Here is a 25,193-nt window from a genome sequence, read left to right on the forward strand (position 1 = left end):
TTCAACGCTGCGTCTTGAAAGTCCAGAGTAATATTTAGTTGGCTTAAAAGCGAATAGGAATAATTAAAGCAGAAGGACTGAACTGCGTGTTTAGTCCTTCTGCTTTTGGTTGTAGTTGATCGAAGACCTCGATTATGGCAGCTTTCAGGGGAATAGAATTGTAGGGATAGCTCCACTTCGTACTCGTATTTGATCACAAGAAAGTTTACCTCTGAAATGCTAGAGAGCAATTCCTGCAAATAGCCAATACTCGTTGCCCATCCTCTCCTAGTTAAATCTAAACCTCGAGGATTCGGCCGTTGGTTGTAATGGTGACGACTTGCCAGGGTATGACTTGGCCGCTGTTTTTGAGAGCAGTTTTCACAGCACTTTCCAAACCACCGCAGCAAGGAACTTCCATGCGGACAAGGGTCAGGGATTTTGGTGAGTTTTGCTGCAGGATAGCCGTTAGTTTTTCACTGTAGTCCACAGAATCAAGTTTCGGACAACCGATCAGGGTGATTTTGTTGCGCATAAACTCGTTGTGGAAATTCCCATAGGCGTAGGCGCTACAGTCGGCAGCGATCAAGAGATGGGCATTATCAAAATAGGGGGCGTTTGGGGGAGCTAGCTTGATTTGCACCGGCCATTGGTTTAGCTGAGATTTGGTCTCCGGCTGAGTTTCGGGTTTGTAGGTGGATTCGGGACGGCTCAGCAACTCAGCATGATTGCCAGGACAACCGCACGCTAAGGTATGTTCATGATGTTCATGATGGTGATGGTGGCCTTCCAGATGTTTTTTGACCGCTTCCTCATCAAATTCGGCCGCTTCTCTTTCTTCAAAAGAGATCGCATCCATAGGACAGGCCGGAAGACAGTTGCCAAGCCCGTCGCAATAATCGTCGCGGAGCAGGCTGGCTTTACCGTCTACCAGCACAATCGCTCCTTCATGACAGGCGGTAATGCATAGTCCGCAACCGTTGCACGCTTCGCTATCGATTTTGATAATCTTTCTGATCATTATTGGACCCTCCTTTGAGATTATCCTTTTATTTTAGCATGAGGAAAGAAGAGAGGGTGTGCGAAAAGTCACGTTATTGCAAACCTTTACCTCTCATCTGAAGTTGTATTTTATTTATGGGTGTATCCCGCTGCCTTTATTGAACAGTAGCAGACAGAAATACCAGGATATTTAGAAAATGGAATAGCCCAAAGGTAGATAATAGCGACTAAAGAGTTGAGGGAAAAACGAGACCGCAGTCTCGTTTTTCTATGCCCGGCTTAGCTCAGCGGAGGATCGTAAAGATCATCCGTTGAGGTACCCACGATTCGCGCATCCCGCTTGGAACTTAGCTCACCACCGGAAGTCAAGAAAATATTCTTCGCCAGGATTGTATCCATGACTACTTCAATCTCAGACTTCGTCAGGCCTTCCTTGGGATTGGCCACGGTGATGGTAAGGTTTTTTCCACCGGAAGTGGTAAACGTCAACCGCAGCACCTTCGTCGTCGTGATAGCCATTGATCTCACCTCCTTAAGCTTGACGTCAGTGGGGGATTATTCCTCCACTAAATCGTAATTTTTTCTGAGGATCGTCTGGATCACGGGATGAATGCTTAGGCTGAATAGAGCTGCCGCTACATCGTAGATATCTTGATCCGAGGCATCAATTTTGACATCGTTCAGACTCTTTTGTCTGATCACCGGTGAACCGGCAGGGGTCTCCCCGACCTGGTATCTGATCGCTACGGTGGAACCCAGAGGTATCGACTGAACTGGCATATCTTCACCCCCTTTCCCATCGATTGACGATGGCCTTCCTTGGCCCGTCTATTTAGCATATGAACAGGCACTAGGCAAAGGTCCCTGATAAGGGGGGATCAGAAAAATAAAAGGGGTATAACTTAGCCAACGGAGGATCGTAAAGATCATCCGTTGAGGTACCACGAGCCGCGTATCCCGCTTGAACTTAGCTCGCCATCGGAGGTGAAGAAAATATTCTTCGCCAGGATCATATCCATGACTGTTTCAATCTCAGCCTTTGTCAGATCTTCTCTGGGATTGGGCAAGGTGATGGTAAGGTTTTTTCCACCGGAAGTGGCAAACGTCAACCGCAGCACCTTCGTTGTCGTGATGGCCATTGATCTCACCTCCTTTTCCATCGATTGACGATAGCCTTCTGGCCTGTCTATTTAGCATATGAACAGGCACTAGGTAAAAGTTCCTGGCAAAGAGGGGAACAAAAGAATAAAGGGGGTTAAAGGGTGAAAAACAGCCTGTCCGCCAATACGAAGATGTATTCGCATTGGCGGACAGGCTGTTTGATAGAAGGTGTTCACCACTGTGAGCAATATTCCATATGATGGAGATATAGTTAGTAAGGAAAGGGTCTGAAGTCAGGATGGATGAATGGCTCACAGAACGAACGCCCCTCGTCATTGCGTCGGAAATCAATATCATTAAACAGCAAACCGGGAAAATCCTTTTGGCCGGTGCCATAGAGGTCGGCCGCCGATTGAAGGAGGCCAGGGGGCTGGTTCCCTATGGGGAATGGTTGAAGTGGCTGGAAGAGTCTGTGAATTATTCAGATAGAACAGCCCAGCAGCTGATGCGCATCTTCACTGCTTATGGGGGTCAACAGCTCACCACAGCGGACGTGACCTCCCAAGCACTGCCCGATCTAAGCTATAGCCAAGCGCTGATTCTCCTGGGCGTGCCGGAGGAAGAGCGGGCCCAGTTCATTGCTGAGCTGGACTTGGAAAGCATGACCGCCCGGGAACTGCAAAAGGCAGTTCAGGAGCGAAGCAAGGCGATCGAAGAGCGGGATCAAGCTGTGCAGGAAACTGGAGTACTCTCAAAGACCCTGGAGGATCAGAAGGGCCAGATCGCCAAGCTGACCAAGGAGCTGGCTGATCTAAAGCTAAAATCCGAGGGATTAAGCAAGTCCTATGCAGAAGCCATGACGAAAGCCGAGAGGCTGAGCCTGGAGTTAAAATCGCAGAAGGAGGATACCTCGGCCAAGGCCATCACGAGAATGAGCAACAACCTTATAGTTGCCTATCATAAGGCCAAAGCCAATCGGATCGCTTTTTTATATGAGAGTATAGACACCAACTTCAAGGAATTGCTCAGGGAGCTGAAGGATTTCGAACAGAAGGAACCGGACACCTTTGAGGCGTATAAGAAGAAGATCGTTGATTTCTTGACCAATGGGCTAAAGGGGCAGATGTAAGGTTGGCGGGAAGTAAGGATTGGTGCTCAAGTGAGCGGGGCCATGGGCGTCGCTTGTTTGGGGTGTGATATTTTATGCGAATTGAAAAGGATGGAGATGATGTAAGGATGTAACCACTCCACCGATATAGGCTATTATAGTGGAATGATAACTCTTTCGAACCGCTGAACCTGGCATGTTACTAAAACGATATATGGAGTCGCGAAAAAAGGTTACAAAGCCATTTCTTAATTAGAAATTTCGAGTGTCACGTTTTCTGTGATTTCAAAATTTGCTGCTATAAATCTATAGCCTACTCTAGGTTCATCAAATTTCAGACAATTCTTGATTTGCAAAGGAAATAGCTGTAAGTTGTCGAAATCTATATTTTAACAGAGAAGGAATCAGATGGAGGAAAGTCGTTCGATGGTATCGCAAAAAACTGAGTTTTCGGAACATATGTCTTTCGAGTTTTTGGAATTACTACGCAAGAAGAATCCAGCTTGGCGTTTGTTAACCTCATCTCAGGCTCCTTTTGTGGCATCTTTTCTCTATAGAGAATTTATTGCCGAAAACAGGCGGCAAATTGCTGAACAAGAGTTAATCAGCCGCCTGGAAGGCTTTATAGAGCTGCTCAATCAGGGACGTGATGACTTCCTCTTTCCACGCTCAGGACGAGAATACCTGGATGACTGGGCCAATGATGAACATGGTTGGCTGCGGAAATTCTATCCACTGGGACAGGATGAGCCTTATTTTGATGTAACTTCCCTAGCCCAGAAAGCCATTGAGTGGTTACTGAGTTTAAGACAACAAGTTTTTATCGGTACAGAATCACGCCTGATCACGGTATTTGAACTCCTGCACCAGATAGTGGAGCGTTCTCAAACCGATCCGAATTTACGCTTGGCAGAGCTTGAACGACGCAAAGTTGAGATTGAGCAGGAGATTATCCGAGTGCAGAAGGGGCAGGTAGAGCTGTTGGATGAAACGCAAATCAAGGAGCGTTTTTGGCAGGCGATGACGACTGCGCGGGAGATTATGGCCGACTTCCGGGCAGTAGAACAGAATTTTCGAGAACTGGACCGGGGGATGCGGGAACGGATTGCCACCTGGGAGCGAGGAAAAGGGGAATTATTGGAATCAATCTTTGCAAAACAAGACGGCATTGCCCAATCAGAGCAAGGAAAGAGTTTTGCTACATTCTGGAGATTTTTAATGTCTTCATCCTATCAAGATGATTTTAAAGACACATTGGATAAAGTTTTACAGATGAAACCGGTGCAGGAAATGGGCCCGAGCCGAAATATCCGCTATATTCATCATGATTGGGTGAATGCTGGCGCCCATGTCCAAGAAACTGTAGCTGCTCTATCCCAGCAGTTAAGGCGGTATGTGGATGAGAATTATCTGGAGGAAGAGCGCCGGATCAACCAACTTGTGCGGGAAATTGAAGGAAAAGCTTTGGCAATCCGCAATACCCCGCCCACGGACTGGTCAATGGAAATTGATGGGGTAAAACCGGAAATCAGCCTTCCCTTGGATAGACCTTTATTTTCGCCTCCCCAGCGGCCAGAACTGAAGGATGACATCATGGACGCAGGAAGCGACGATGTTCCGGTGGAAGCGCTGTTCTCCCAGGTCTACGTGGATAAGGAGAAACTTAAAGACCGGATTGACTGCTTGTTGCAATCTCAGGATAGGATTAATCTGTCGCAAATTATTGGACATTTTCCTCTAGAGCTGGGGCTGAGCGAACTTATTACCTATTTGGTCATCGCCAGCGAAAGCTCACGAGCGTCGTTTCATCCCGACGAACTGGAGGAAGTATTATGGCAGGATGAAAAAGGAACGAAGCGAGTAGCCAAGCTGGCTAAAATAATATTTCAGCGGGTTTAAGAATTTGCTAGTTATAGATTTAGGAGGTTATGAACCGTGGGGGAGGACTAGGTCATGAATGTAATGGATGATTTGGCATTTTCACGCACTGTAGTCGCACTTTTTAAAAATATTGTCTTTAAAGAAACGGATCAAGACCATTGGGAAGTTATTCGAGTCCAGAAAAATAAAATTGAAGATTATGTGGGTAAAATTGGACTCACCTTAATTGTAGATGAGCTGGACGGTTATGGATATTTGAAGCAGCGTTCTTACGGAGAAGGTGAAGAGGCTATTCCCCGATTGGTGCCTCGTCATGGGTTGAGCTATCCGGTTAGCCTTTTGCTTGTGCTCCTACGGAAACAATTGGTCGAGTTTGATTCAACCACCGGAGATCAGCGGCTTATTATCACTAGGCAGCAGATAGCCGAGCGCATGAGCTTGTTTTTGAGGGATACCACCAATGAAGCAAAATTAATGGCTGACATTGATAAACATATCGATCGAGTGGAGAGAATGGGCTTTTTGCGTCGTTTACGAGGCAATGAAGATCGTTTTGAAGTTCAGCGTATCCTCCGCAATTTTGTGACAGGGGAGTGGCTCAGCCATTTCAACGAGCGACTCGAAGAATATCGGCGTTACGCCAATGCCGGTGAATTAGAGGACGGAGAGGTGAAGTCATGAGTTCATTAAATCTGGAGTCCGAAGAACCGGGCAGACTTTTTGGCGCTACACCGGGATTTCGCTTGCATAAGCTTGAAGTCTATAATTGGGGTACTTTCGACGGCAAAGTCTGGACCTTTTCTCCCCAAGGAGAAACCAGTCTCTTGACGGGGGATGTGGGTTCGGGTAAGTCCACTTTAGTTGATGCTTTGACGACCCTTTTGGTCCATCCGCGGAAGGTAGCTTATAACAAAGCAGCTGATTCTAGTGCCAAGGAGCGTTCAGTCACCTCTTATGTGCGTGGTTATTTTGGCCAGAAACGAAGCAGTGAGGGGAATGGTCAGCCTGATTCCTTGCGGGACACCAATCACTATTCCGTTATCTTGGCAACGTTTTTGGATCAGGGCCTGTCTCAACATGTTACTCTGGCTCAATTTTTCTGGTTTCCAGATCCCCAGAAGTCTCCGGTCCGTTTTTATATTGTAGCTGATAAAGAGATGTGGATTACACAGGACTTTGCCAGATTTAACAACGATGTTCGAGCTCTGAAAAAACGTTTAAAGACTGGCAGTCGGATTCAGATCTATGAAGACTATACTCGCTATGCTGAAGTCTTTCGGCGTAAATTTGGTATTGTTCAGGAGCAGGCTCTGGATCTGTTTCAGCAGACCATCTCTATGAAAAAGGTGGAGGCTTTGACGGATTTTGTTCGAACCAACATGTTGGAAGTTCCTGATACGGCTAAAGACGTGGATAAGCTAATCAAGCATTTTCACGATCTGAATGGGGCCCATGAAGCAGTCCTTAAAGCCAAGCAGCAGATTCAGCTGCTGGCTCCTCTTGTTGATCAGGGAAATCACTGTCTCCGGCTTGAAGACAAACAAAAGCTGCTAAATCAAGCACGCCAGGCTCTAGGTCCCTGGTTCGCCGAACGGAGGCTAGATTTGCTGAGCGTTGAAATAGCCAAACAGGAGCAGAAACTTATTTTGGCCGTGGCGGCGCGAGAACAGGCGGAAGTAATCCAGCGTGATTTGGCTGAGAAGATCAAAGGAATTGAAAGAGCTATTTATGCTAATGGCGGGGATGCTCTGGAAAGATTAGCCCAGGATATTGAGACTGATAGGCGAACTCTTGAACGTCTCAAGAAAAATATGGAGACTTATACCCGCTATGCCCAAATACTTAGGCTGCCTACGCCTAATTCTTTGGTTTTCTTTCTAGCTAATCAAAGGAGATTAGTGGAATTTAAACAAAGTGAAGAAGAAGTGCAGAGAGGTTTAAAGGAAGATCTTAAAACTGCCGTTACAGAGGAGGGTAAGGCAAGGAGAGCGGCTGATCAAATAGATGAAGAATTGGCATCCCTTCGCTCCCGCACGTCCAGTATTCCCCGGGAATTCGTTGAGAAACGCCGACAACTTTGTCAGGTTCTGCAGATCGGGGAAGAAGAACTGCCTTTTGTCGGTGAACTATTGGAAGTCAGAGCAGGGGAGGAGAGTTGGGAAGGAGCTATCGAGAGGCTGCTGCATAGCTTCAGTCTATCGCTGCTGGTGCCGGAGCGTCATTATCAGGCCGTCATGCAGTGGGTAGATCGGACGCAGTTGGGGATGCGGCTGGTCTATTATCGGGTTCAGGATGTGGGCCGACCGTCTACTTCCAGCCTACAGAATTCTTTCTCTGCAGCCGAAAAGCTGAACATCAGACCTGGTACGCCATTCGGCGTTTGGCTTAGCAAGGAGCTGCGCCAACGCTTTGCTCATGTTTGTTGCGAGACAATGGAGCAATTTCGTCGGGAAGCTCAGGCCATCACTCAATCTGGGCAGATGAAGACTGGGGGCAAACGTCATGAAAAAGACGATCGCCATGGCATCAATGACCGCCGCCGCTATGTGCTGGGCTTTTCCAACCAGAGAAAAATTGCCGCTTTGGAGGAAAGCGAGCAGACTTTGAGGGATGAGGCTCAATTCTATCTTGAGGAAATGGATGAAATCTACCGGAAGCAGCAGGAAAGTCAGGAGCGTGTTCAGGCTGTTGCCGGTATGGTGAATATTGACGATTTTGCCGACATTGACACTAATACAGCGGAAAAAGACATTGAAGAAAAGGAAAAATTGAAGAGGAAACTGGAGCAGGAAAACGATATCCTACAAGGGCTCCAAAATCAGTTGACTGAACTGATGCAGAAGCAGGAAACTCATGTAACGGTTGTGGTGAAGGCCCACAAAGATGAGAGAACGATGGAAGATGATCGAAAAGCTCTGTTGCGCGATAAGGAGAGCACGGTAAAGGTTGTGGCTGAAGCTACGTTGGCTATGCGGGAAGAGGTCTATCCTTACCTAGAACAGCACCAGTCAGACGCTTTTCGGAATTCCGGTTTGACACTGGACAATGGGAGAATGCTGGAACGGGACTATCTGGACTGGATTGAAAGGGAACGCAATACATTGGCCGATGAAGTTTCACGGCTCAAAAACAAGATGGTTAAGGCCATGCAAGATTATAATTATAAATACCCAGAAGAAACAAGAGAGATTGATTCCGATCTGGAGAGCTTGCCTGAATATGACCGGATGCTGGTGCAGCTGCAAGGCGACGGATTGCCAGCATTTGAACAGCGATTTAAGCAACTGCTACATGAAAACACTATCAATCAAATCGCTTTATTCCAGGCCAAATTAAAACAGGCTCAGGATACCATCCAGACCCGGATTGAACAGATTAACGGTTCTCTGAACGCCATCGACTATAACGAAGGAAGATATATTCGTCTAGAGTATGCAGAAACCTATGATACGGATATTAAAGAATTTCGGGTTCAGCTGAAAGCCTGCACTGAAGGGGCTTTGAGTGGCCCTGAGGATGAACAATATGCTGAAACAAAATTCTTACAGGTGAAAGCCATTATTGAGCGCTTCCGGGGACGGCCTGGGGAGACAGAAAGGGATGAGCGCTGGACCAAAAAAGTCATTGATGTTCGCAATTGGTTTTTATTTGCCGCTTCGGAAAGATGGCGGGAAACTGATGAGGAATATGAGCATTATACTGATTCCGGCGGAAAATCAGGAGGTCAAAAGGAAAAGCTGGCTTACACCATTCTGGCGGCCAGTCTGGTCTATCATTTTGGTTTAGAAGGACAGGAATCCCGGCCCCAATCTTTCCGTTTCGTGGTCATTGATGAAGCGTTTTTGAAAAGTTCGGATGAATCGGCACGCTTTGGTTTGGAACTCTTTAAAAAGCTGGAATTGCAGCTGCTAATTGTCACTCCCCTTCTCAAAATCCCCACAATCGCCAAATTTATTGCCCATGTGGGCTTCGTTCATCATGATGATGTTAAACATCAATCTATGCTACGGGATATTTCTATCCAGGAGTATGAGCAAGAGCGAAAGGCCAGGGAGGTGGCTCAATATGTCCATTAAGTGGTCTAATCCTCCATGGATTCGAGAACAGGTACAGCGGAAGTGGGATTCGGGTCGAATTTTGCGTTCATTGCTGATGCCTGATGATTTATTTCCCTTGAGCATTCCCCTGAAAAGGCCGCGAAGCAGTGAGGTAAACGAGAATTTCGCTGAAATCTCCCGCTGGATCAAGTCGCTTAAAAATCAGAGCAAGCAGGAGACTGGCTTTGGTTATGAACTGGTGGAGAAGCAAATGGTTCACCGTCAATCGGGCCGAAACCTTCTGCCAACCCATGCCCTTATCCCTAATATACAGGATGCCCTGCGCTTATTAAGGAAAGAGCGGGAAGGAGAAAAGTTCCTGGAGTTAGCTAGGCTGATTCAACCTAAATGGCCTGCCTTGCAGGAATGGATCGTTAAATTTCCCCACAAAGTACTTGCTGCCGAAGCTGATTGGAGCGGTATTCTAGCTGCGCTAAGCTGGTTTGTCAGTCATCCACGCTGCGGCTCATATCTGCGGCAACTGGATATTCCCGGTATTGATACCAAGTTCATTGAACAAAGGAAAGGACTTCTGACGGAATTACTAAATATTATTTTGCCGGACGAGGCCATTGATCACAGCGCTTCCTCATTCGAGCTGCGTTACGGATTGCTGGTCAAGCCGGTTCAGGTCAGGCTGCGCTTGCTTGATCAGCAGCAGTATCTTCAGGGCATTTCTGATTTAACTGTTCCGGTGGAACAGCTGGCAGAATTTAATTCTCTGGTATCCAAGGTGTTTATTACCGAGAATGAAATCAATGGCTTATGCTTTCCTGATGTCAAAGAAGCGTTGGTGATCTTCGGGTTGGGATACGGTGTCGAAGTGTTGAAGTCCGTGACTTGGTTGAAGGAGAAAGAGATCTACTATTGGGGAGATATCGATACCCACGGATTTGCCATTTTGGACCTAGTCCGCAGCTTTTTACCTCAGGCCCAGTCGCTGCTTATGGATGAAAGGATACTGATGAGTCATCAGCACTTATGGGTCAGAGAAGAAAAGCCTTCCTTTACACAGTTGAATCGGTTGACAGCAGATGAACACCGGATGTTATCTTCCCTGCAAAACAATACTTGGGGTCAGGGTGTTCGTTTGGAACAGGAGAGGGTGGCTTTTCAGGAAGTGAAAGGAGCTGTCGATAGCTTGCATCAAAATAACTAATACGTCCAATGAAGGGGGTTTCCAAGCTTTTTAGAGTATGATATTATGAACTGGAAAATATAGTGAAAAGGGGAGGGGGTTTTTGTGGCTGCTCAGAATTTGATATTGAATAAACTCTTTACCCAAAATATTTTCCAGAAACTACTCAATGACAATAATAACTCAACTTATAGTCAAGTTGTGCGAAGATATGTTATCGATCCGGAAACAAAGAATAATGGAGAACTCATTAGCGAAGTATATAGTTTCATGTCAGCATCCTATAGAAACGAATATGTTTACCAAAACACTCTGCTGAATAAGCTTTTACTGGGTAAGCATAGTATTAACACCACAACGGCACTGACCCAAATCCCAATCGGAAAATCCAAGGCTGATTTCATTTTAATTAATGGTAAGGCGGTCGTGTATGAAATAAAAACTGAATTGGATTCATTTGAGCGTCTCGATACTCAACTGAGGGATTATTATAAGGCGTTTAATCATGTATGTGTGGTGACTTCTGCAAGCAACTTCACTAAAATATCGGCTATTTTACAAGATACTCCGGTCGGTATTTACGTCCTCACGAAAAAGAATGCCATTAGCAAACGTTTACGTAAAGAACCCGCAGAGGATAATTCACAACTAAATCATCTGGCAATGTTTAAGTTGTTGCATAAAGGGGAATATGAGCAAATTTTAAAAAGGTTCTTTGGACGACTACCCGTTACTTCTCAAGTGTTTTATTATGATGAGTGTTTCTCTTGGTTTGCGAGGATACCTATCGAGCAAGCTTATTCTATGTCGCTCCAGGAATTGAAAAAGCGCAATAAAATAGAGGCTAGTTTTTTTCAAAGTGTTCCATATGAACTGAAATCGCTCATATATTTTTTAAATCCAGTGAAAAAGGAATTTGAGGCTCTCAATCGTTTTCTAAATCAGAAGTTTGGGGGATGAGAGTATGTATTTTCCCTATGTACGTGGAAGACAATATGAACTGTTGGCTCTGCGGGAGTTGGTATCCAATAACCTGTTAGGAGATTATGTAGTTCCTATCGTCGAGCCGGTGAAGCTTTCCCCTACGTTGATTAAAACGATGACCGAATACGTTAAAGCTTGCCATCCAATCGCGATTATCAGGAATCCATTGGTGGGCTCGTTCCTGAAAGATCTGGGGGACGCTAAAGAGGGTTCAAAAGCTTCATACAAAAAAGATTTCTTAACGCTTTATGGAACTAAGACAGTCATTAAGTCCATAATCATGCAGGAAAATGCCCAATCGCTTCTGGAACATTGGGCGAAGATTAATGCTAATAAGGACGAGATGCTTGTTATTAATACTAACCGAGATTATCTTGATTTTTATGAGCAGGAATTTGCTAGTGTTAATCCAAAATATGTTCTGATTCTGGACGAAAGTGCCTTCAGACGCAGAGTAAGACAGAATAGGGTCCTTTTCGACGATAAGTTTGAGAAACAAAGCCGTAATGCTGATTATCTGAAAGTGCCAGATGAATTCTTTTCTGACAGCCATTTATATTATAAAGACGATGGTAGTTTGGGGTTTGCAGACTATTCGGTCATTGGAGACGAATATCTTGAAGCTGGCTTTGCTCCGTATGCAGTTGCTATCCATATCGTGTATTTTGCTGAAAATCATGAACTGAGAGTAAGGCATTTTGTTTCTGATTCAAATGAAGATATAGCCAACCCCGCCAAAAAGTTCTATGAAGCGGTTTCCAAACTAGCGGTCTGGTATAATGCAGAACCGAAACAGGTTGCGATGACCCTAGGACTAAAGACATTACTGGATCACTATGAAAATCAAACATATCCGGGACTTGGAAGTGTAAAAAAGCTATCATTGATGCATCACTTGGAGTTAATGGGAAAATACTTGAGCGAGGTTGGTTAATATGTATTGCTGTGCCAACTGCTTTAGGGATGCTGAAATCAAGGCGATCATTCAGGGTTATAATGCTATTGGCAATTGTGATTTTTGTGGGCAGGAAAATGTCCCCATCTATCAAACTGATGGCGATACTACTCTTTCTGATTTATTTGATGAATTGCTGGATACATATACTACAGCGGCAAGTTTGCCGGAGACTTTCCCCAAAGACAGCACGGACTTAATGAAGAACATGCTGCATTACAAGTGGAATATTTTTAATGTTGCTCCGGACTGCATTTATAGGTTGATCACAAATATCTGCCATGAAAAGTATAGTGAACAACCAGAATTGTTTGATGCTCCTGTCGGGCTATGGCAAAGTCAGGATCAAGAGTATCTAAAAAACAATGGGATCATGAAAAATTATGCATGGGCTGATTTCGTAGAAGTAATTAAGCGCAGGAACAGGTTCCATACTGACTTCTTAAATAAAGATGTCTTGTATCAGTTTATTTATTGCGTGAGAAAAACCTATAAGGCTGGTACGACTTTTTATCGTGGTCGCATATGTCCGACATCACAAGGATTTCCGAACGAGGAGATGGGCCCTCCGCCATCTCATTTGGCATCAGCGGGGCGGGCCAACCCAGAGGGAATTAGTATCCTTTACTTGGCAGATACGGTTAAAACGGCGTTGCATGAGATTAGAGCAGGCGTTTACGATTATGTGACAATTGGGAGATTTGAGTTGCTGAGGGATATGGAAGTAATTAACCTTGCAGGGATAGATAAGATCAGCCCTTTTCTCGCTTCCCAATCCTATGGAATCGAATTTACCCGTCACGCAATAAATATTGAACCATTAAAAATGATCAGTCAAGAGATAGCTAAACCCCTTAGGCGGCACGATAGCCTTTTAGACTACCTTCCAACCCAATACGTAAGTGATTATATAAAGAGTAAAGGATTCGACGGCATCGAATATATAAGCACCATGTCCAAGACAGGAGTCAACTTGGCGGTTTTCGATAAGCGCATTTTAAAATGTACCAATACAATCGTGTATGATGTAAAGTCCATTGACTATTCATATGACAAGGCTAATTAGGTTTGAATAATACCGGTGAGGTTGATGTTAACTGATTGGGACTTAGTCCCAATCTTTTCTCTTTTTGGTCATAATTCATGCTATACTATAGGTACATATTCCCTTTTTTGGAGGATTGAATTCATGGCTTTACCCAACGCACTTGCAGATATTTTCCACCATAAACAGAAATCGTATAAGATGGTTCTAATTTCGGCTTTGCTTGAAGAGATGGGAGAAACTCCGCGGGAAGTATCTCTTACCAATGTGATTGACCGATTTCAACAATCTATGGCGGATCGGGAAAGTAACGACATGCCCGTAGATGACCCCCCAGCAAATTTAGGCAAGAGCTGGCAAAGCCTTACGCCTGGGCAAATGCGGACGGTGGTTAATAATCCTATAACAGCCTTAGAAAAGATGATCTTGGTAGATAACGCCCAGGAGCGAATTCGTTTCCGTCCCGAAATAGCTAAGCTGTTGAATCCATCAGTCATAAGGGATTTAAGATCAGAAGCCGATCGCGAAACGGAACTGTATTATCGTAATCGAGGTATTTTTAGTGTTTCTCTTCGTGATCTTCTTGCCCAAGTTATGAACAACTATCACCAAGCCAAAACTCAACCTTTCAGCGGGCATTTGATTGGCACAATAATGAGACAAACCTTACCCAACGAGCTTCGCAGACTTCCTTACTTGAAGAGTAGTACCTACAAGATTCAAGGTTCAGTGGGAATGGGGAACTGGGCTACGATACCTTGGCTAGCCATTTTGGACAAAAGAATTACTCAGTCCACGCAACGTGGAGAGTATGTGGTTTATCTGTTTTCGGAAGATATGAGGTATTTGTACCTTACCCTGAACCAAGGTGTAACCATCCCCTTGCAACAGGGGCGAAAAGAAGGTTACGAGTATCTAAAGGATAAGGTTAAAGAGATCAGAGAATTGCTTCCTTTAGAGAACATGACAAAAGACTCTTCAATCGAGTTGACTTCTTCTGGAATAGGACGAGACTATCAGGTTTCGACCATTGCCTACATTCGTTACGAAAAAGAGAATATGCCCGATGACGAGACGCTTATTTCCGACTTGAAGAACATGGTGGATAATTACTCCTTATTTGTCCAGCACCATTTAGAGGGGAAAAGTTTAGAGAATCCCCCCATTAAAGAGACTATACTTAAGGAAAAGGCGGCGGAGGAGAATGCTATGGTATCGCCCGCTCAAACTATAGAAGTGATTAGTGCTTTTATCAAGGACAAAGGATTTTACTTTCCTCCAGGTATGATCGAGAGTTTTTTTCTTTCGATTAAAACCAAACCCTTTGTGATCCTTGCTGGGATATCGGGTACAGGGAAAACGAAACTTGTGCAGCTTTTTGCTGAAGCCATAGGTGCTACGGAGAAAAATGGGCAGTTTCATTTGATTCCTGTCCGACCGGATTGGAATGATCCTTCAGATCTATTGGGATATCATGATCTTTCTGGGGTGTTCAAACCGGGTAAGCTTACGCAGATTTTCTGGGAGGCCTCTCAACCGGATAATCAGGCGAAGCCATACTTTGTCTGCTTGGATGAAATGAATCTAGCCAGAGTCGAACACTATTTCAGTGATCTATTAAGTGTCATGGAAACACGCCGCTGGGATGAAGGGAAGATTTGCACGGGCTCCCTGATAGAAGCAAGGGATCTCTCCGTACTCACTCATCATTCAAGGTCGCTTACTATCCCTGAGAGTTTAAACGACTTAGGAATCCCTCAGAATGTTTATATCTTTGGGACAGTCAATATGGATGAGACGACTCATCCATTTAGTAAGAAGGTATTGGATCGCGCTCAAACCTTAGAATTTGACGATATTGTTCTCGACCAATACCCTGAATTAACAGAGAGTTCGACGAAGACTACTGCTGCCCCAGACTTAAAGGTATCGAACACTTTTCTGATCAGCGAGTATCTCTCAATTAAGGATGCCTTTCCGGGGTTTGAAGCACTGATAAAAAGAACCACAAAACAGCTTGTAGAAATCAACGAAGTCCTTGAAGAAGTTCATGCTCATATTGGGTTTAGAGTGAGGGATACCATCAGTTTTTACATGGTTTATAATGAGCGTTTTCAGCTGCTCTCCGAAAATGACGCCTTTGATCTGCAGTTACTACAGAAAATTCTGCCCCGCCTACAAGGGAGCCACTCTTCTTTAAAGAGAGTGCTCATTGGGCTCATGGAGATTGCCATTGGTAAGAAACTTAATATTGAGGAATACATGGAAGATGCCGCGGAACTTTATTTGGTGTACGCAAGAGGGAAGACCGCACCGGCAGCCCGTTATCCCCAGAGTGCGCGCAAAATTGCCTATATGCTGCGGAGGTTAGAAGAAGATGGTTTCACCTCATTCTGGCTTACATAAAGAGAGTGTTGAGCTTCTGCGCATAGAGACCAACCTCTTTGACCTCTATATCAAGGGTAAACCTTATCACCCAACGGTTGAGGCCTTGCAATTGCATCGGGAATCCGATGAAGTATGGGTGGAGGCTACATTGGACGTTACTCCTGCCCCCAGTCTGAATATTGATGGGGTATACATCTTCTCGCCTATCCAAGGTCAGATAATTGAGCAAGGGAAAGAACCGATCTATCCCTTATTTTACGAAAACCAGACCTATCTATTGGTTGTGGAGAAAAAGAAGGATGTGGAACTTTCTTTTTACCATGAGAACATGCATTTGCGGCGAGACGTCAAACCACTAGGTAAAAATATTCTCTCGGGAAATTTAAACTTTCGCAGTGAAGTTGGCTATACTGAACTTGAGATTCGGCTTAATGGTCATGTGCTCTTGAGTATCCGCCTTGAAATCTTTCCTGTTAAACTGGATTACCGACGGGATTACTATATGCTTCTCTCTGAAATCAATGAGCAGATCTATAATTTAGCCTTTGATTTTCTGCGTAGGACTTATCAACTTTCAGGACTAAAGGAAACTCCCAATCAAAGTCTCACTGAATTCTTTGCTATACTCAGGGTGATTTTTCAGCAGCTTACCAGCGCCGTGGAACATATCCGGGCCACTCCTCATCATCGACTTATCACACGCCAAGAGATCCGACGGGTTGAACAAGTAAAACGGGCTGGGAAAGCGAATCGCTCCTTCTTGGCCAAGCATCCTGAAAAGTTAATGCATCATCCTCAAGGGGGTGCTATCACCATCCATGGGGAGCATTATACGCCCACTCATTTGCTGGAGACTCGACGCCAAATTGATTTTGATACCCCAGAAAATCGTTTCCTCCGCTGGATGCTTTTAAGGATCCAAGGAAAGTTGAAAGATATTCGCGTGCGGATCACCCAACGTGAGCGCAACAATAACGAACCTCTGGATCGCCAGCTGTTAAACCAGATCGATGATATGCAAAAACATCTCAACCGTCTATCTTCAACGGGATTCTTGAGTGAGGTTGGAGAAATGAAGCAAATCTCCATCACCTTAGTGCTGCAAATGGCTCCAGGTTATCGCGATGTCTATCGTTACTACTTAATGCTCATGAAGGGATTGTCCATCCAAGGGGATTTATTCCGTTTATCTTTAAAGGATTTAGCACAGTTATATGAATACTGGTGCTTCTTAAAGCTGCATAGCCTTCTCAAGCAGAAATATGAACTTATCCGTCAAGATATCATTCGCGTTCATCGTAATGGACTTTTTGTTACTTTAGATAAGTCTCGGAAGGCCAGTGTTACTTATCGAAATCCATTGAATGGGGAGCACTTTACCCTTTTTTACAATTCTCTTCCTAGTGAAGACGCTTCTGACTTCCCTACAGTAAACCAGCGCCCGGATAACGTATTAACTCTTAAGAAAGAGAACTCTCCCTTCGAATATAAGTACATTTTTGATGCAAAGTATCGTTTGAATCCCGCCTATCCGGGAACACAATACCAAGAAAAGTATGAAGGACCTGGTCCCGAGGAAGACGATATTAATACGATGCATCGCTATCGGGATGCCATCGTTTATGCTAACCAGCGGCCCTCTGAACGGAGTCGTTCTGAGTATGAGCGCAGCATGTTCGGAGCCTATGTCTTGTTCCCGTATCCCGATGAGGATAAATATCGAGAGCATAAGTTTTATAAAAGTATCAAAAAAGTCAATATTGGGGCTTTTCCCTTTCTCCCGAATTCAACGCGTCTAGTGGAGGAATTTCTTGATGAGCTCATTTTAGATAGTCCCGAAAAAGCCTATGAGCGATCCACTAGACCTAGGGGAACGAGTAAGTATTATGAGGATAAACTTCAAGGGAAAAATGTCATTGTGGGTTCAATGCGGGATAGAGATCAGTTGGATATCTGCTTGAATGAGTATATGTATTGGATACCCCTAAAGTTTCTTGCTCGGGAACAAAAGCTACTCACCGAATTGGAATGGCTTGGGCTTTATCAATCGAAAAAGGCATTTGGACCTCAAGCTTGTGGAATTTATAGGTATGGGAAAATTGTATCCTGGCAAGTAGTTAGACGTTACGAAATCAAAGCTCGACCTCCACGTCCAGGAACAGACAAAGAGCTTTATGTTCTTTTTGAAATTGAGTCTTGGGAAAAACGAGAGAGACCCATCAAGCCAGGAGAGCGTGGTATCTATACTCATCTATTTACATCGAAGTATATATTCGATCGTGCCGAGGAAATTGCGGAGCTTAAGCTGGAAAATGATGAGCAACTGAAAGATTGGCGGGAGAAGCGTCGCCTAGGAAGAGTCCAAGTAGAATTAGATGATCATTATGTGGATAAGGCTAAAAGAGTTATCGCTCTTAATGTAGTGGATAAGCAAGACAAGGACGCATAAGGTTTGTCTTTAGCTTAGCGAAATCTGATAATTGAGCAGGCAGACGGCTAATGAAGTAAGTCATTGATGAAGGAAAGAGAGCAAATGGTTACAATATCTGAAACAATCAGCAGAATTGACGAAAGTGTTGGAGCACTCCTAGGCACGTGCAGGTGGAACATCACCTACACGTAACAGACTGTCCGCGACGACATTTTCATTATACAACGCTACCCGTTTCTGCACAGGCAAAGCGCCTGTGCCACGGATAAAGTGGGTGTAACAGGGCATCGCCGAGATCTCAGACTGTTCAGCTTTACGTAGAAGGATATTCAGCCTATTTCTGACCTAGGCAATGGAAAGGACTGTTCGAGTACTAACTATGCGGATTGCTTTTCTGGTAATATCCGGGTTGCTTCCGGTTGATTAGGGTTTGGTGTTTAGAATTCAGTAAAAAACGAAGCATAGCGCATGTGTAGGAAGAAAAAGCCTCGCATGCGCTTTTTAATTTCCCCTATAAAAGAAGACGGCAGACGGACCATTATCGTGAACCTTGCCGCTGCTTGAGATAGGGGGAAAAGAACAGGATGCTTGATTATAAAAAGATGTATTTTCAACTTGCAGCTAAAGTCGCTGATGCCATGGATATCCTTTCAAAGGCTCAGCAGGAGGGAGAAGCGGAATTCATGACTGAAGAGCAGTCTCTCGGTATGAAAGTCATCGCAATAAAAGAGGAAGACAGTCCATCAGAATAAAGAGGAGCCGCACATGGTTATGTGTAGCTTTAGCGGTAAAACAAATGCCAGTCCCAAATACGAAGGCGCCTTCGTATTTGGGACTGGCTTGTATTTCGAGAGGAAGGATTTCAGTTGCTTACAAATTGTAAGCAACTGAATTGAAAGCTGCAGATGGAAAACGTTATAATGCGGATGTGGCAAATACAGAGGAACTTTTGCGCATTATACAGTCTATTCCGTCGCTGAAAGCTGAACCATTCAAAATGTGGCTTGCTCAGGTTGGACGCGAGAGGATTAACCAGCGATTACAGGCAATTCAAGTACCCTTCCTCTTCTTCCCAATCTCTGATGTATTCCCAAGATAATCAGGCTTGATATTCACTTCCGGCTCGTACTTGTACCCGTTGATCATGGAGGAGACGGTGATAGCTACGTTTATTGAATTCGTTTCAATAGTCTCAATAATAAAGGCCTTTGCTTAATACCTTATAGATCTGCATTATTGTTGTAAATTATTCGCCATCCATGGCGATTAGCCGATTAGCCAAGAGGACTCCTACAAGCTTCTGAGTGCGTCAATGGGGTTTAATCGACTTGCCTTTCTGGCCGGCAGATATCCGAAGACGATACCGACAAGGGCAGAGAACCCTACGGCAAGGGCAATGGTCGATGGGGATATTGAAAAGCCCACGCCGATCAGTTTTGTAGCAAGATAGGCAACTAGACTACCTAGGATCAGGCCGATTAGACCGCCAAACACCGAAAGGAAAATGGCTTCAACAATAAATTGAACTTGGATCGTATTGGGAGTTGCCCCTAAAGCCTTGCGCAGACCAATTTCTGTTGTCCGTTCTGTTATAGATACAAGCATCATATTCATAATACCGATCCCACCGACAACCAGCGATATTGCGGCAATCCCCGCCAGAAGCAGAGACATCATGGACATCATGGATTGGAAGGAGGCGATCATTTCGCCCATATTAAAGATGTTGTAGGCATTGTCCTTGTAGTTAAAGGCCTGATTCAATACCCCTTTAATGTCAGTTACTGTAGCGTCAGCTGCTTGAGTATCGACTAAAAACACATCGAGGCTCGTTATACTTTTTACGCCCAAGCTACGCAGGGCAGTTGTGTAAGGGATAATCACTGAATCATTATTTGAGCCCATGCTGAATTGGCTCGATGGGGCAAGTGTGCCGATCACTGTATAGGTAGTGCCGTTAATCGTTAGGTTCTTGCCCACCGGGTTAACACCGTAAAAAAGTTCATGGACAATATTGCTGCCGATCACAGCCACTTGATTTTTGTTTTCTAAGTCAAGAATAGTGATCGCTCGACCCGATTTTAGTAAACTCGCATCCGTTTTAAAGAAAACTTCATTCTTGCCCTGTACCGTCGTATCTTCAAGGACCTTGTTGTTATAGATAATCCCGGTTTTCCCCGCAACGGTTGGCGAAACTCCACTGGTATTGCTTATTTGGGCAATGCTCTGCAAGTCGCTTTGGCTAAGGCCTTGTTTGAGAGGGGTGCCCAGGGCGGTAATTGTGATTTTATTGACGCCCAGGGTATTGACTTGATTGCTGATACTGTTGGAGGCTCCCTGAACGATTGTAATCAAGGCGATAATGGAGGCGACCCCGATGACAATACCCAGCATGGTTAGGAATGAACGCAGTTTGTTGTTGACAATATTAGACCAAGACATTTTAATGCTTTCCAATAGCATCCTTTCACACCCCTTGCTCGGTTAGATACCCATCGAGAATATGAAGAATGCGCTTGGCGTGATGAGCAATATTAGTATCATGGGTAATCATAATAATTGTTTTCCCATCATGATTTAACTCTTCGAAAAGCTCCATGACCTGAGCCCCAGTTTTTTGATCCAAGGCACCGGTCGGTTCATCGGCAAGAATAATGGAGGGTTCCGTAACGAGTGCACGGGCAATGGCGACACGTTGCTGTTGTCCGCCGGAAAGTTGAACCGGCAGGTTGCGCATTTTATCAGATAGTCCTACCCGCTCAAGCATCGTTTTAGCTCGCTCTTTCCGTTCAGAGGGGGATGCGCCCGAATAAATTAAGGGGAGTTCTACATTTTGCAGGGCGTTCATTCTTTGCAAGAGTTGGAAGTTCTGAAAGACAAAACCGATTTCTTTGTTGCGTACTTTGGCCAGCTCAACCTCATCTAAATCTTCAATATCATGATTCGTAAGCAGATATTTTCCTGAGGTCGGGACATCAAGACAACCGATAATATTCATCATGGTCGATTTGCCTGAACCTGATGGACCAAGGAGTGCGACAAATTCACTTTGCTGAATCGATAGATTCACATTATGCAGAACCTCGATCTCTTCATCACTCATATAGTAGCTCTTACAAATATTTTGCATGGATAGGATTTCATCGTTCAACACGAGATCGACCTCCACTCTCACCATCAGCGAACCCGGTAATGGGTGCTGGGGTAGCCTTGGGATAGAGAATGGTTTCTTCGCTGGCAACGCCGTCCTTAATTTCCACGATGGTGCCATCATTGATGCCGGTCGCGATTTCTGTTTTGACCGCTGCACCTGTGGCATCCTTTTTAAGAATAAAGGGCTTGTTCTGATCGTCAAATTGAATAGCTGCCATGGGCAGGGTGACAACTCCGGTAGCCTGGTTATTCAAAAGCTTGACCTCTGCTGTCATGCCAATTTTGAGGTTAGCATCCTTGGCCAAATCAACGGTCGCTGTAAAAAATGTTACGCCATTGGCAATTTGACCTTCTTTAGACAGGCTACTGATTTTGCCTTTGATTTCTTTATTGATGGCATCTATTCTAACGGTTGCATCCTTATTGACAGTTACAGAAGCAAGGTCGTATTCATCTACTTTGACTTTGGTTTCGAGGTTATTAAAATCAACGATATCTAATAGTTTCGTAGCTGGCATGATCTGGGCGTCTTCCTCGGCAGCCAGATTGATGACTTCCCCGGCGATTTTTGCTTTAAGCGTTTCACCTGTGGTCGTTTTGATTAGGATATCCCCGACCTTGACCCCATCTCCCTCACTCACGTTAATCTGAGAAAGCTGCATCATCTTATCCGCTGTAACCGTTTGGCGGTTTTTAGTGTCCACATTTCCTGTGAAGGAATAATAGGTTGTAATATCCCCCGTTTTAGCTAGGGTACTTTCATAAGGTAATTGTGTTGGCCGCATAAAATAGACTGAAATTACGGCTATAGCAATAACTATTATTCCGGCAGTAACCCATTTTAGCTTCTGTGATCTCTTTTTGGCACCCATTGCAATTACCCCCATAGTTTTTGTAGGTAGATTTTATTTTAATAAACTTAGATTAACCTGATTCAGCGTCAAGTATTAGCTTGACCTCATTATCTATATAATATTGTGTCCTCTATAAAAGCTTGATTTTCTGAAGTTCTAAAAATAGAGACAAGTAGTAAGCATTAAATATAAGGATTTAACGAAAATTTAATGTTTTGTAAATAGGAGCTTAACTTTTCCTTGCTAGAATTGGGTAGCAAAGGTGATAAAGAGCATACTTTTTTGAGGAGGCCGGTTATGAGCTTAAAAGTATTGGTCATTTCGGCGGCGTTTGGAGCAGGACATATCAAAGCTGCAGAGGCTGTGATCGAAGGTTTTTTGGAGAAGAAGCCGGAAGCCGAGGTTATTCATATCGATTTTGGCGAATTTATCAATAGACCTTTGAATTCAACCCTGAAAACCACCTATATCGATATGATAAAATACACCCCCAAGCTCTGGGGAAAGTTCTACTATAAGACCGCTGATATTTCAGCCGATTCCTTGTTTCAACGCTTCCTCAATGGCATTGGAAGCCGCCAATTCCTGAAATATATTCATTCCCTGCAGCCTGATCTCATCGTTTGCACCTATCCGGTCATCGCCGGTGTTCTTTCCCAGCTAAAGAAAGAGAGACGGCTTCATGTCCCCTTGGCTACGGTGGTGACGGATTATGGCATTCATAGTCAATGGGTGCATCAGGACGTTGATTTATATCTGGTGGGTTCAGAAGAAGTGCTCGAAGCGTTAGTCAGTCGCGGTATCCATCGGGATCGCATTAAAAACACAGGAATTCCGGTAAGTATGAGATTTGAGCGGCAGCTGGATCGCCAAGCCCTCATGAACCAGTTCGGTCTGAAGGAACAGATCCCCACAGTTTTGATTATGGGCGGAGCTTATGGAGTTATGGGCGGTGCGACAAGCATCTGTCAGATGCTCGCAGAAAGGGAAGATCCTGTCCAGCTAATCATTGTTTGCGGAAAAGATAAGCAGCTCTATCGTTCTCTTAAGCTTTTGACCTCGACCTCCAAGCATCAAGTGCTACTTTTTGGCTTCGTACGCAACGTAGAGGAGCTTATGACGGTGTCAGATCTTGTGATTACCAAAACCGGGGGTTTAACAGTCACAGAAGCCTTGACAAAGCATCTGCCCATCGTCACCTATAAACCCATACCGGGTCAAGAAAAGGAAAATGCCGAGTTTTTATTGAAGAAGGGTGCCGGGCGCATCGCCTATACCGAGGATCAGCTCAACCGAACCATCAATATCCTTTTAGAGAATTCAGAGGTAAGGGAAGGGATGCGAATCGCTGCCTCAAAGGTATTACCCGGTCGTGCAGCAGTGCGTGTAGTGGAGCACATCTTAGAGCTCTATAACCCAGTGGGCGGTCAGCATAATAAGCAAGTGAGTTAACTCTAAGGCGGAGCACACTAGACTTTACTAATAAACTAGACCCTATTATCACACTAGACCCTATCAGCAAAAAAGACTTTATCTTTGAACCTAGTTCTTTTATAATTTTTAGGTTTTTGTTTGTTGATTAGTATATACTCTTATCGGTAAATACTCTTATCAGTAAATTCACCAGAAATTTTTTTAGAATACATTGCTGGAATACATAATTTCCTTGACATTTACTGTCACGTTTTATAAAATACCAATATGAGTCTTTATGCTGTTATTTATGCCTGAGCCCCATAAATCTGCGTAACTGCCTAGTGCCTGAGCCCCACGAAGCAGATCGGACTGAAATACGGAATTGATGGAGGGAATATCATGTCCACGTTCTTTGCGAAAGCGAATGCGGTGGAGCGTAAATGGTATGTCATTGACGCTGCAGATCTCTCTTTGGGTCGTTTAGCTACTGAAGCTGCTCGCATCCTAAGAGGTAAACATAAACCAACCTTTACCCCTAATGTTGATACTGGAGATCATGTGATCATCATCAACGCGGATAAAGTTGTTTTAACCGGTAAGAAATTAGACCAAAAAATGTATCGCCGTCACTCCGGCTATCCTGGTGGTTTGAGAGAAACCCCTTACAGAAAGCTAATGCAAAACATGCCTGAAAGAGCTGTTGAGCATGCCGTAAAAGGAATGCTTCCTCATAATAAGCTGGGTGCTCAGATGTATACGAAGCTAAAAGTATATCGTAACGAAAATCATCCGCATCAAGCGCAAAAACCCGAAGTTTGGACTATTCAATAATACGGGAAGGAGGAAGATTAAATCATGGCTGCACAATTACAATATCAAGGTACAGGACGCCGTAAAAATGCGGTAGCTCGTGTTCGTCTAATTCCTGGAGAAGGAAAAATTATCGTTAACAAAAGAGAACTTGCTGAATACTTCGGTAAGAAAACTTTGGAAATGATCGTTCAACAACCGTTCGGAATAACCGATACAGTTGGCAAATATGATGTCATCGCTCTCGCTCATGGAGGCGGTACCACAGGACAGGCAGGTGCTCTGCGTCACGGAATTGCTCGTGCTCTTCTGAAAGCAGATATCAGCTTGCGCCCAGCTCTGAAGCGTGCAGGGTTCCTCACCCGTGACCCACGTATGAAAGAGCGTCGTAAATACGGCTTGAAGAAAGCTCGTAAAGCGCCACAATTCTCAAAACGTTAATATTTCGAAGATATTGGAACCCTCAAGCCTATACGGTTTGGGGGTTTCTTTTGCGAACACTACAAAACTGGGGTGGATTCTCCGATTACAAAACAATCCGAGAGGGAATCGACCTCCACTTGGCATGCCCGTATAAAGGATAGGTTATGAAAACGAATAAATCAAACTGCGTTTGGGTTACAAAAGCTGCATTTGGTTTTCAAAGCAGGCATTTCGAATACAAAAACTGCGTTTCGTTTACAAATATTCAGTTGTCGGTTACAAAGACTGCATCTGAGTTTACAAAATGGCTTCTCACCTTTCAATTAAGGTTTTGAGCTTGGTGTCCATACTAGAAAGCTAAATTTATTAATGAATATCGTTAATAAATTATTGACATTCGAATAGTATGCTATATACTGTAAAAAAGG

General features: G+C 44.4%; 22 protein-coding genes. 15 read left to right on the forward strand and 7 right to left on the reverse strand.

What is annotated here, in order from left to right; all coding sequences use genetic code 11:
- Positions 1–277 precede the first annotated feature (277 nt).
- From AAC978_RS12055 to AAC978_RS12070, 4 genes are all read right to left on the reverse strand, one after another.
- Positions 278–1,000 (reverse strand): ATP-binding protein, encoded by a 723-nt coding sequence (locus tag AAC978_RS12055; protein ID WP_341548297.1) that lies wholly within the window; start codon positions 998–1,000, stop codon positions 278–280.
- A gap of 260 nt (positions 1,001–1,260) precedes the next feature.
- Positions 1,261–1,500: a DUF2922 domain-containing protein gene (locus tag AAC978_RS12060; RefSeq protein WP_341548298.1), complete on the reverse strand. Its 240-nt coding sequence runs from the start codon at positions 1,498–1,500 to the stop codon at positions 1,261–1,263.
- Between the two features lie 36 nt (positions 1,501–1,536).
- A complete protein-coding gene (locus tag AAC978_RS12065) occupies positions 1,537–1,761 on the reverse strand; it encodes a DUF1659 domain-containing protein (RefSeq protein ID WP_341548300.1) in 225 nt (74 codons plus the stop codon).
- 146 nt (positions 1,762–1,907) lie between these two features.
- Positions 1,908–2,120: a DUF2922 domain-containing protein gene (locus tag AAC978_RS12070; RefSeq protein ID WP_341548301.1), complete on the reverse strand. Its 213-nt coding sequence runs from the start codon at positions 2,118–2,120 to the stop codon at positions 1,908–1,910.
- Positions 2,121–2,380: 260 nt separating this feature from the next.
- Here AAC978_RS12070 and AAC978_RS12075 point away from each other — a divergent pair, with 260 nt between their 5' ends.
- The 12 genes from AAC978_RS12075 (at position 2,381) to AAC978_RS12130 (ending at position 19,208) form a co-directional block, all read left to right on the forward strand.
- Positions 2,381–3,211, forward strand: a complete 831-nt coding sequence (locus AAC978_RS12075; RefSeq protein WP_341548302.1) for a DUF3102 domain-containing protein — start codon at positions 2,381–2,383, stop codon at positions 3,209–3,211.
- A gap of 387 nt (positions 3,212–3,598) precedes the next feature.
- On the forward strand, positions 3,599–5,089 hold the full coding sequence (locus AAC978_RS12080; RefSeq protein ID WP_341548303.1) for a DUF3375 domain-containing protein: 1,491 nt from the start codon (positions 3,599–3,601) through the stop codon (positions 5,087–5,089).
- Positions 5,090–5,143: 54 nt separating this feature from the next.
- Positions 5,144–5,752: a DUF4194 domain-containing protein gene (locus tag AAC978_RS12085; protein WP_341548304.1), complete on the forward strand. Its 609-nt coding sequence runs from the start codon at positions 5,144–5,146 to the stop codon at positions 5,750–5,752.
- Entirely contained in the window at positions 5,749–9,147 is a 3,399-nt protein-coding gene (locus AAC978_RS12090; protein WP_341548305.1) for an ATP-binding protein, read from the forward strand. Before AAC978_RS12085 ends, AAC978_RS12090 begins: the two co-directional genes overlap by 4 nt.
- Positions 9,137–10,327 (forward strand): DUF3322 domain-containing protein, encoded by a 1,191-nt coding sequence (locus AAC978_RS12095; protein WP_341548306.1) that lies wholly within the window; start codon positions 9,137–9,139, stop codon positions 10,325–10,327. Before AAC978_RS12090 ends, AAC978_RS12095 begins: the two co-directional genes overlap by 11 nt.
- A gap of 84 nt (positions 10,328–10,411) precedes the next feature.
- Positions 10,412–11,266: a sce7726 family protein gene (locus tag AAC978_RS12100; protein WP_341548307.1), complete on the forward strand. Its 855-nt coding sequence runs from the start codon at positions 10,412–10,414 to the stop codon at positions 11,264–11,266.
- 4 nt (positions 11,267–11,270) lie between these two features.
- A complete protein-coding gene (locus tag AAC978_RS12105) occupies positions 11,271–12,224 on the forward strand; it encodes a sce7725 family protein (protein ID WP_341548308.1) in 954 nt (317 codons plus the stop codon).
- A gap of 1 nt (position 12,225) precedes the next feature.
- Positions 12,226–13,311 carry an RES family NAD+ phosphorylase gene (locus tag AAC978_RS12110; RefSeq protein ID WP_341548309.1) on the forward strand — a complete coding sequence of 362 codons (1,086 nt, stop codon included), beginning with the start codon at positions 12,226–12,228 and terminating at the stop codon, positions 13,309–13,311.
- A 123-nt stretch (positions 13,312–13,434) separates the two neighbouring features.
- Positions 13,435–15,696: an MrcB family domain-containing protein gene (locus AAC978_RS12115; RefSeq protein WP_341548310.1), complete on the forward strand. Its 2,262-nt coding sequence runs from the start codon at positions 13,435–13,437 to the stop codon at positions 15,694–15,696.
- The gene (locus tag AAC978_RS12120) at positions 15,668–18,127 is read left to right on the forward strand and encodes a restriction endonuclease-like protein (protein WP_341548312.1); all 2,460 of its coding nucleotides are present in this window, start codon (positions 15,668–15,670) and stop codon (positions 18,125–18,127) included. Before AAC978_RS12115 ends, AAC978_RS12120 begins: the two co-directional genes overlap by 29 nt.
- Before the next feature lie 566 nt (positions 18,128–18,693).
- Entirely contained in the window at positions 18,694–18,861 is a 168-nt protein-coding gene (locus AAC978_RS12125) for a hypothetical protein (RefSeq protein ID WP_341548313.1), read from the forward strand.
- A 140-nt stretch (positions 18,862–19,001) separates the two neighbouring features.
- On the forward strand, positions 19,002–19,208 hold the full coding sequence (locus tag AAC978_RS12130) for a hypothetical protein (RefSeq protein ID WP_341548314.1): 207 nt from the start codon (positions 19,002–19,004) through the stop codon (positions 19,206–19,208).
- 191 nt (positions 19,209–19,399) lie between these two features.
- Here AAC978_RS12130 and AAC978_RS12135 read toward each other — a convergent pair whose 3' ends face one another.
- Genes AAC978_RS12135 through AAC978_RS12145 form a run of 3 tightly spaced genes read right to left on the reverse strand, consistent with a single transcriptional unit; the run spans position 19,400 to position 22,134 of the window.
- Positions 19,400–20,572, reverse strand: coding sequence for an ABC transporter permease (locus AAC978_RS12135; protein ID WP_341548315.1), 1,173 nt, complete (start codon positions 20,570–20,572; stop codon positions 19,400–19,402).
- Between the two features lie 4 nt (positions 20,573–20,576).
- Complete coding sequence (locus tag AAC978_RS12140) at positions 20,577–21,239, reverse strand: ABC transporter ATP-binding protein (RefSeq protein ID WP_341548322.1); 663 nt, start codon at positions 21,237–21,239, stop codon at positions 20,577–20,579.
- A gap of 10 nt (positions 21,240–21,249) precedes the next feature.
- The gene (locus AAC978_RS12145) at positions 21,250–22,134 is read right to left on the reverse strand and encodes an efflux RND transporter periplasmic adaptor subunit (protein WP_341548316.1); all 885 of its coding nucleotides are present in this window, start codon (positions 22,132–22,134) and stop codon (positions 21,250–21,252) included.
- A 279-nt stretch (positions 22,135–22,413) separates the two neighbouring features.
- On the opposite strand from AAC978_RS12145, the gene AAC978_RS12150 reads away from it, so the two are divergent.
- The 3 genes from AAC978_RS12150 to rpsI all read left to right on the forward strand — a co-directional run bounded on the left by AAC978_RS12150 (position 22,414) and on the right by rpsI (position 24,783).
- Positions 22,414–23,568, forward strand: a complete 1,155-nt coding sequence (locus AAC978_RS12150; protein WP_341548317.1) for an MGDG synthase family glycosyltransferase — start codon at positions 22,414–22,416, stop codon at positions 23,566–23,568.
- A gap of 363 nt (positions 23,569–23,931) precedes the next feature.
- Positions 23,932–24,363, forward strand: coding sequence for a 50S ribosomal protein L13 (gene rplM / locus AAC978_RS12155; RefSeq protein ID WP_341548318.1), 432 nt, complete (start codon positions 23,932–23,934; stop codon positions 24,361–24,363).
- Positions 24,364–24,387: 24 nt separating this feature from the next.
- The gene (rpsI, locus tag AAC978_RS12160; protein ID WP_015261081.1) at positions 24,388–24,783 is read left to right on the forward strand and encodes a 30S ribosomal protein S9; all 396 of its coding nucleotides are present in this window, start codon (positions 24,388–24,390) and stop codon (positions 24,781–24,783) included.
- The last annotated feature ends 410 nt before the right edge of the window (positions 24,784–25,193 follow it).

Origin of the sequence: Desulfitobacterium sp. THU1 (genome assembly GCF_038181555.1) — a bacterium.
Classification (GTDB): domain Bacteria; phylum Bacillota; class Desulfitobacteriia; order Desulfitobacteriales; family Desulfitobacteriaceae; genus Desulfitobacterium.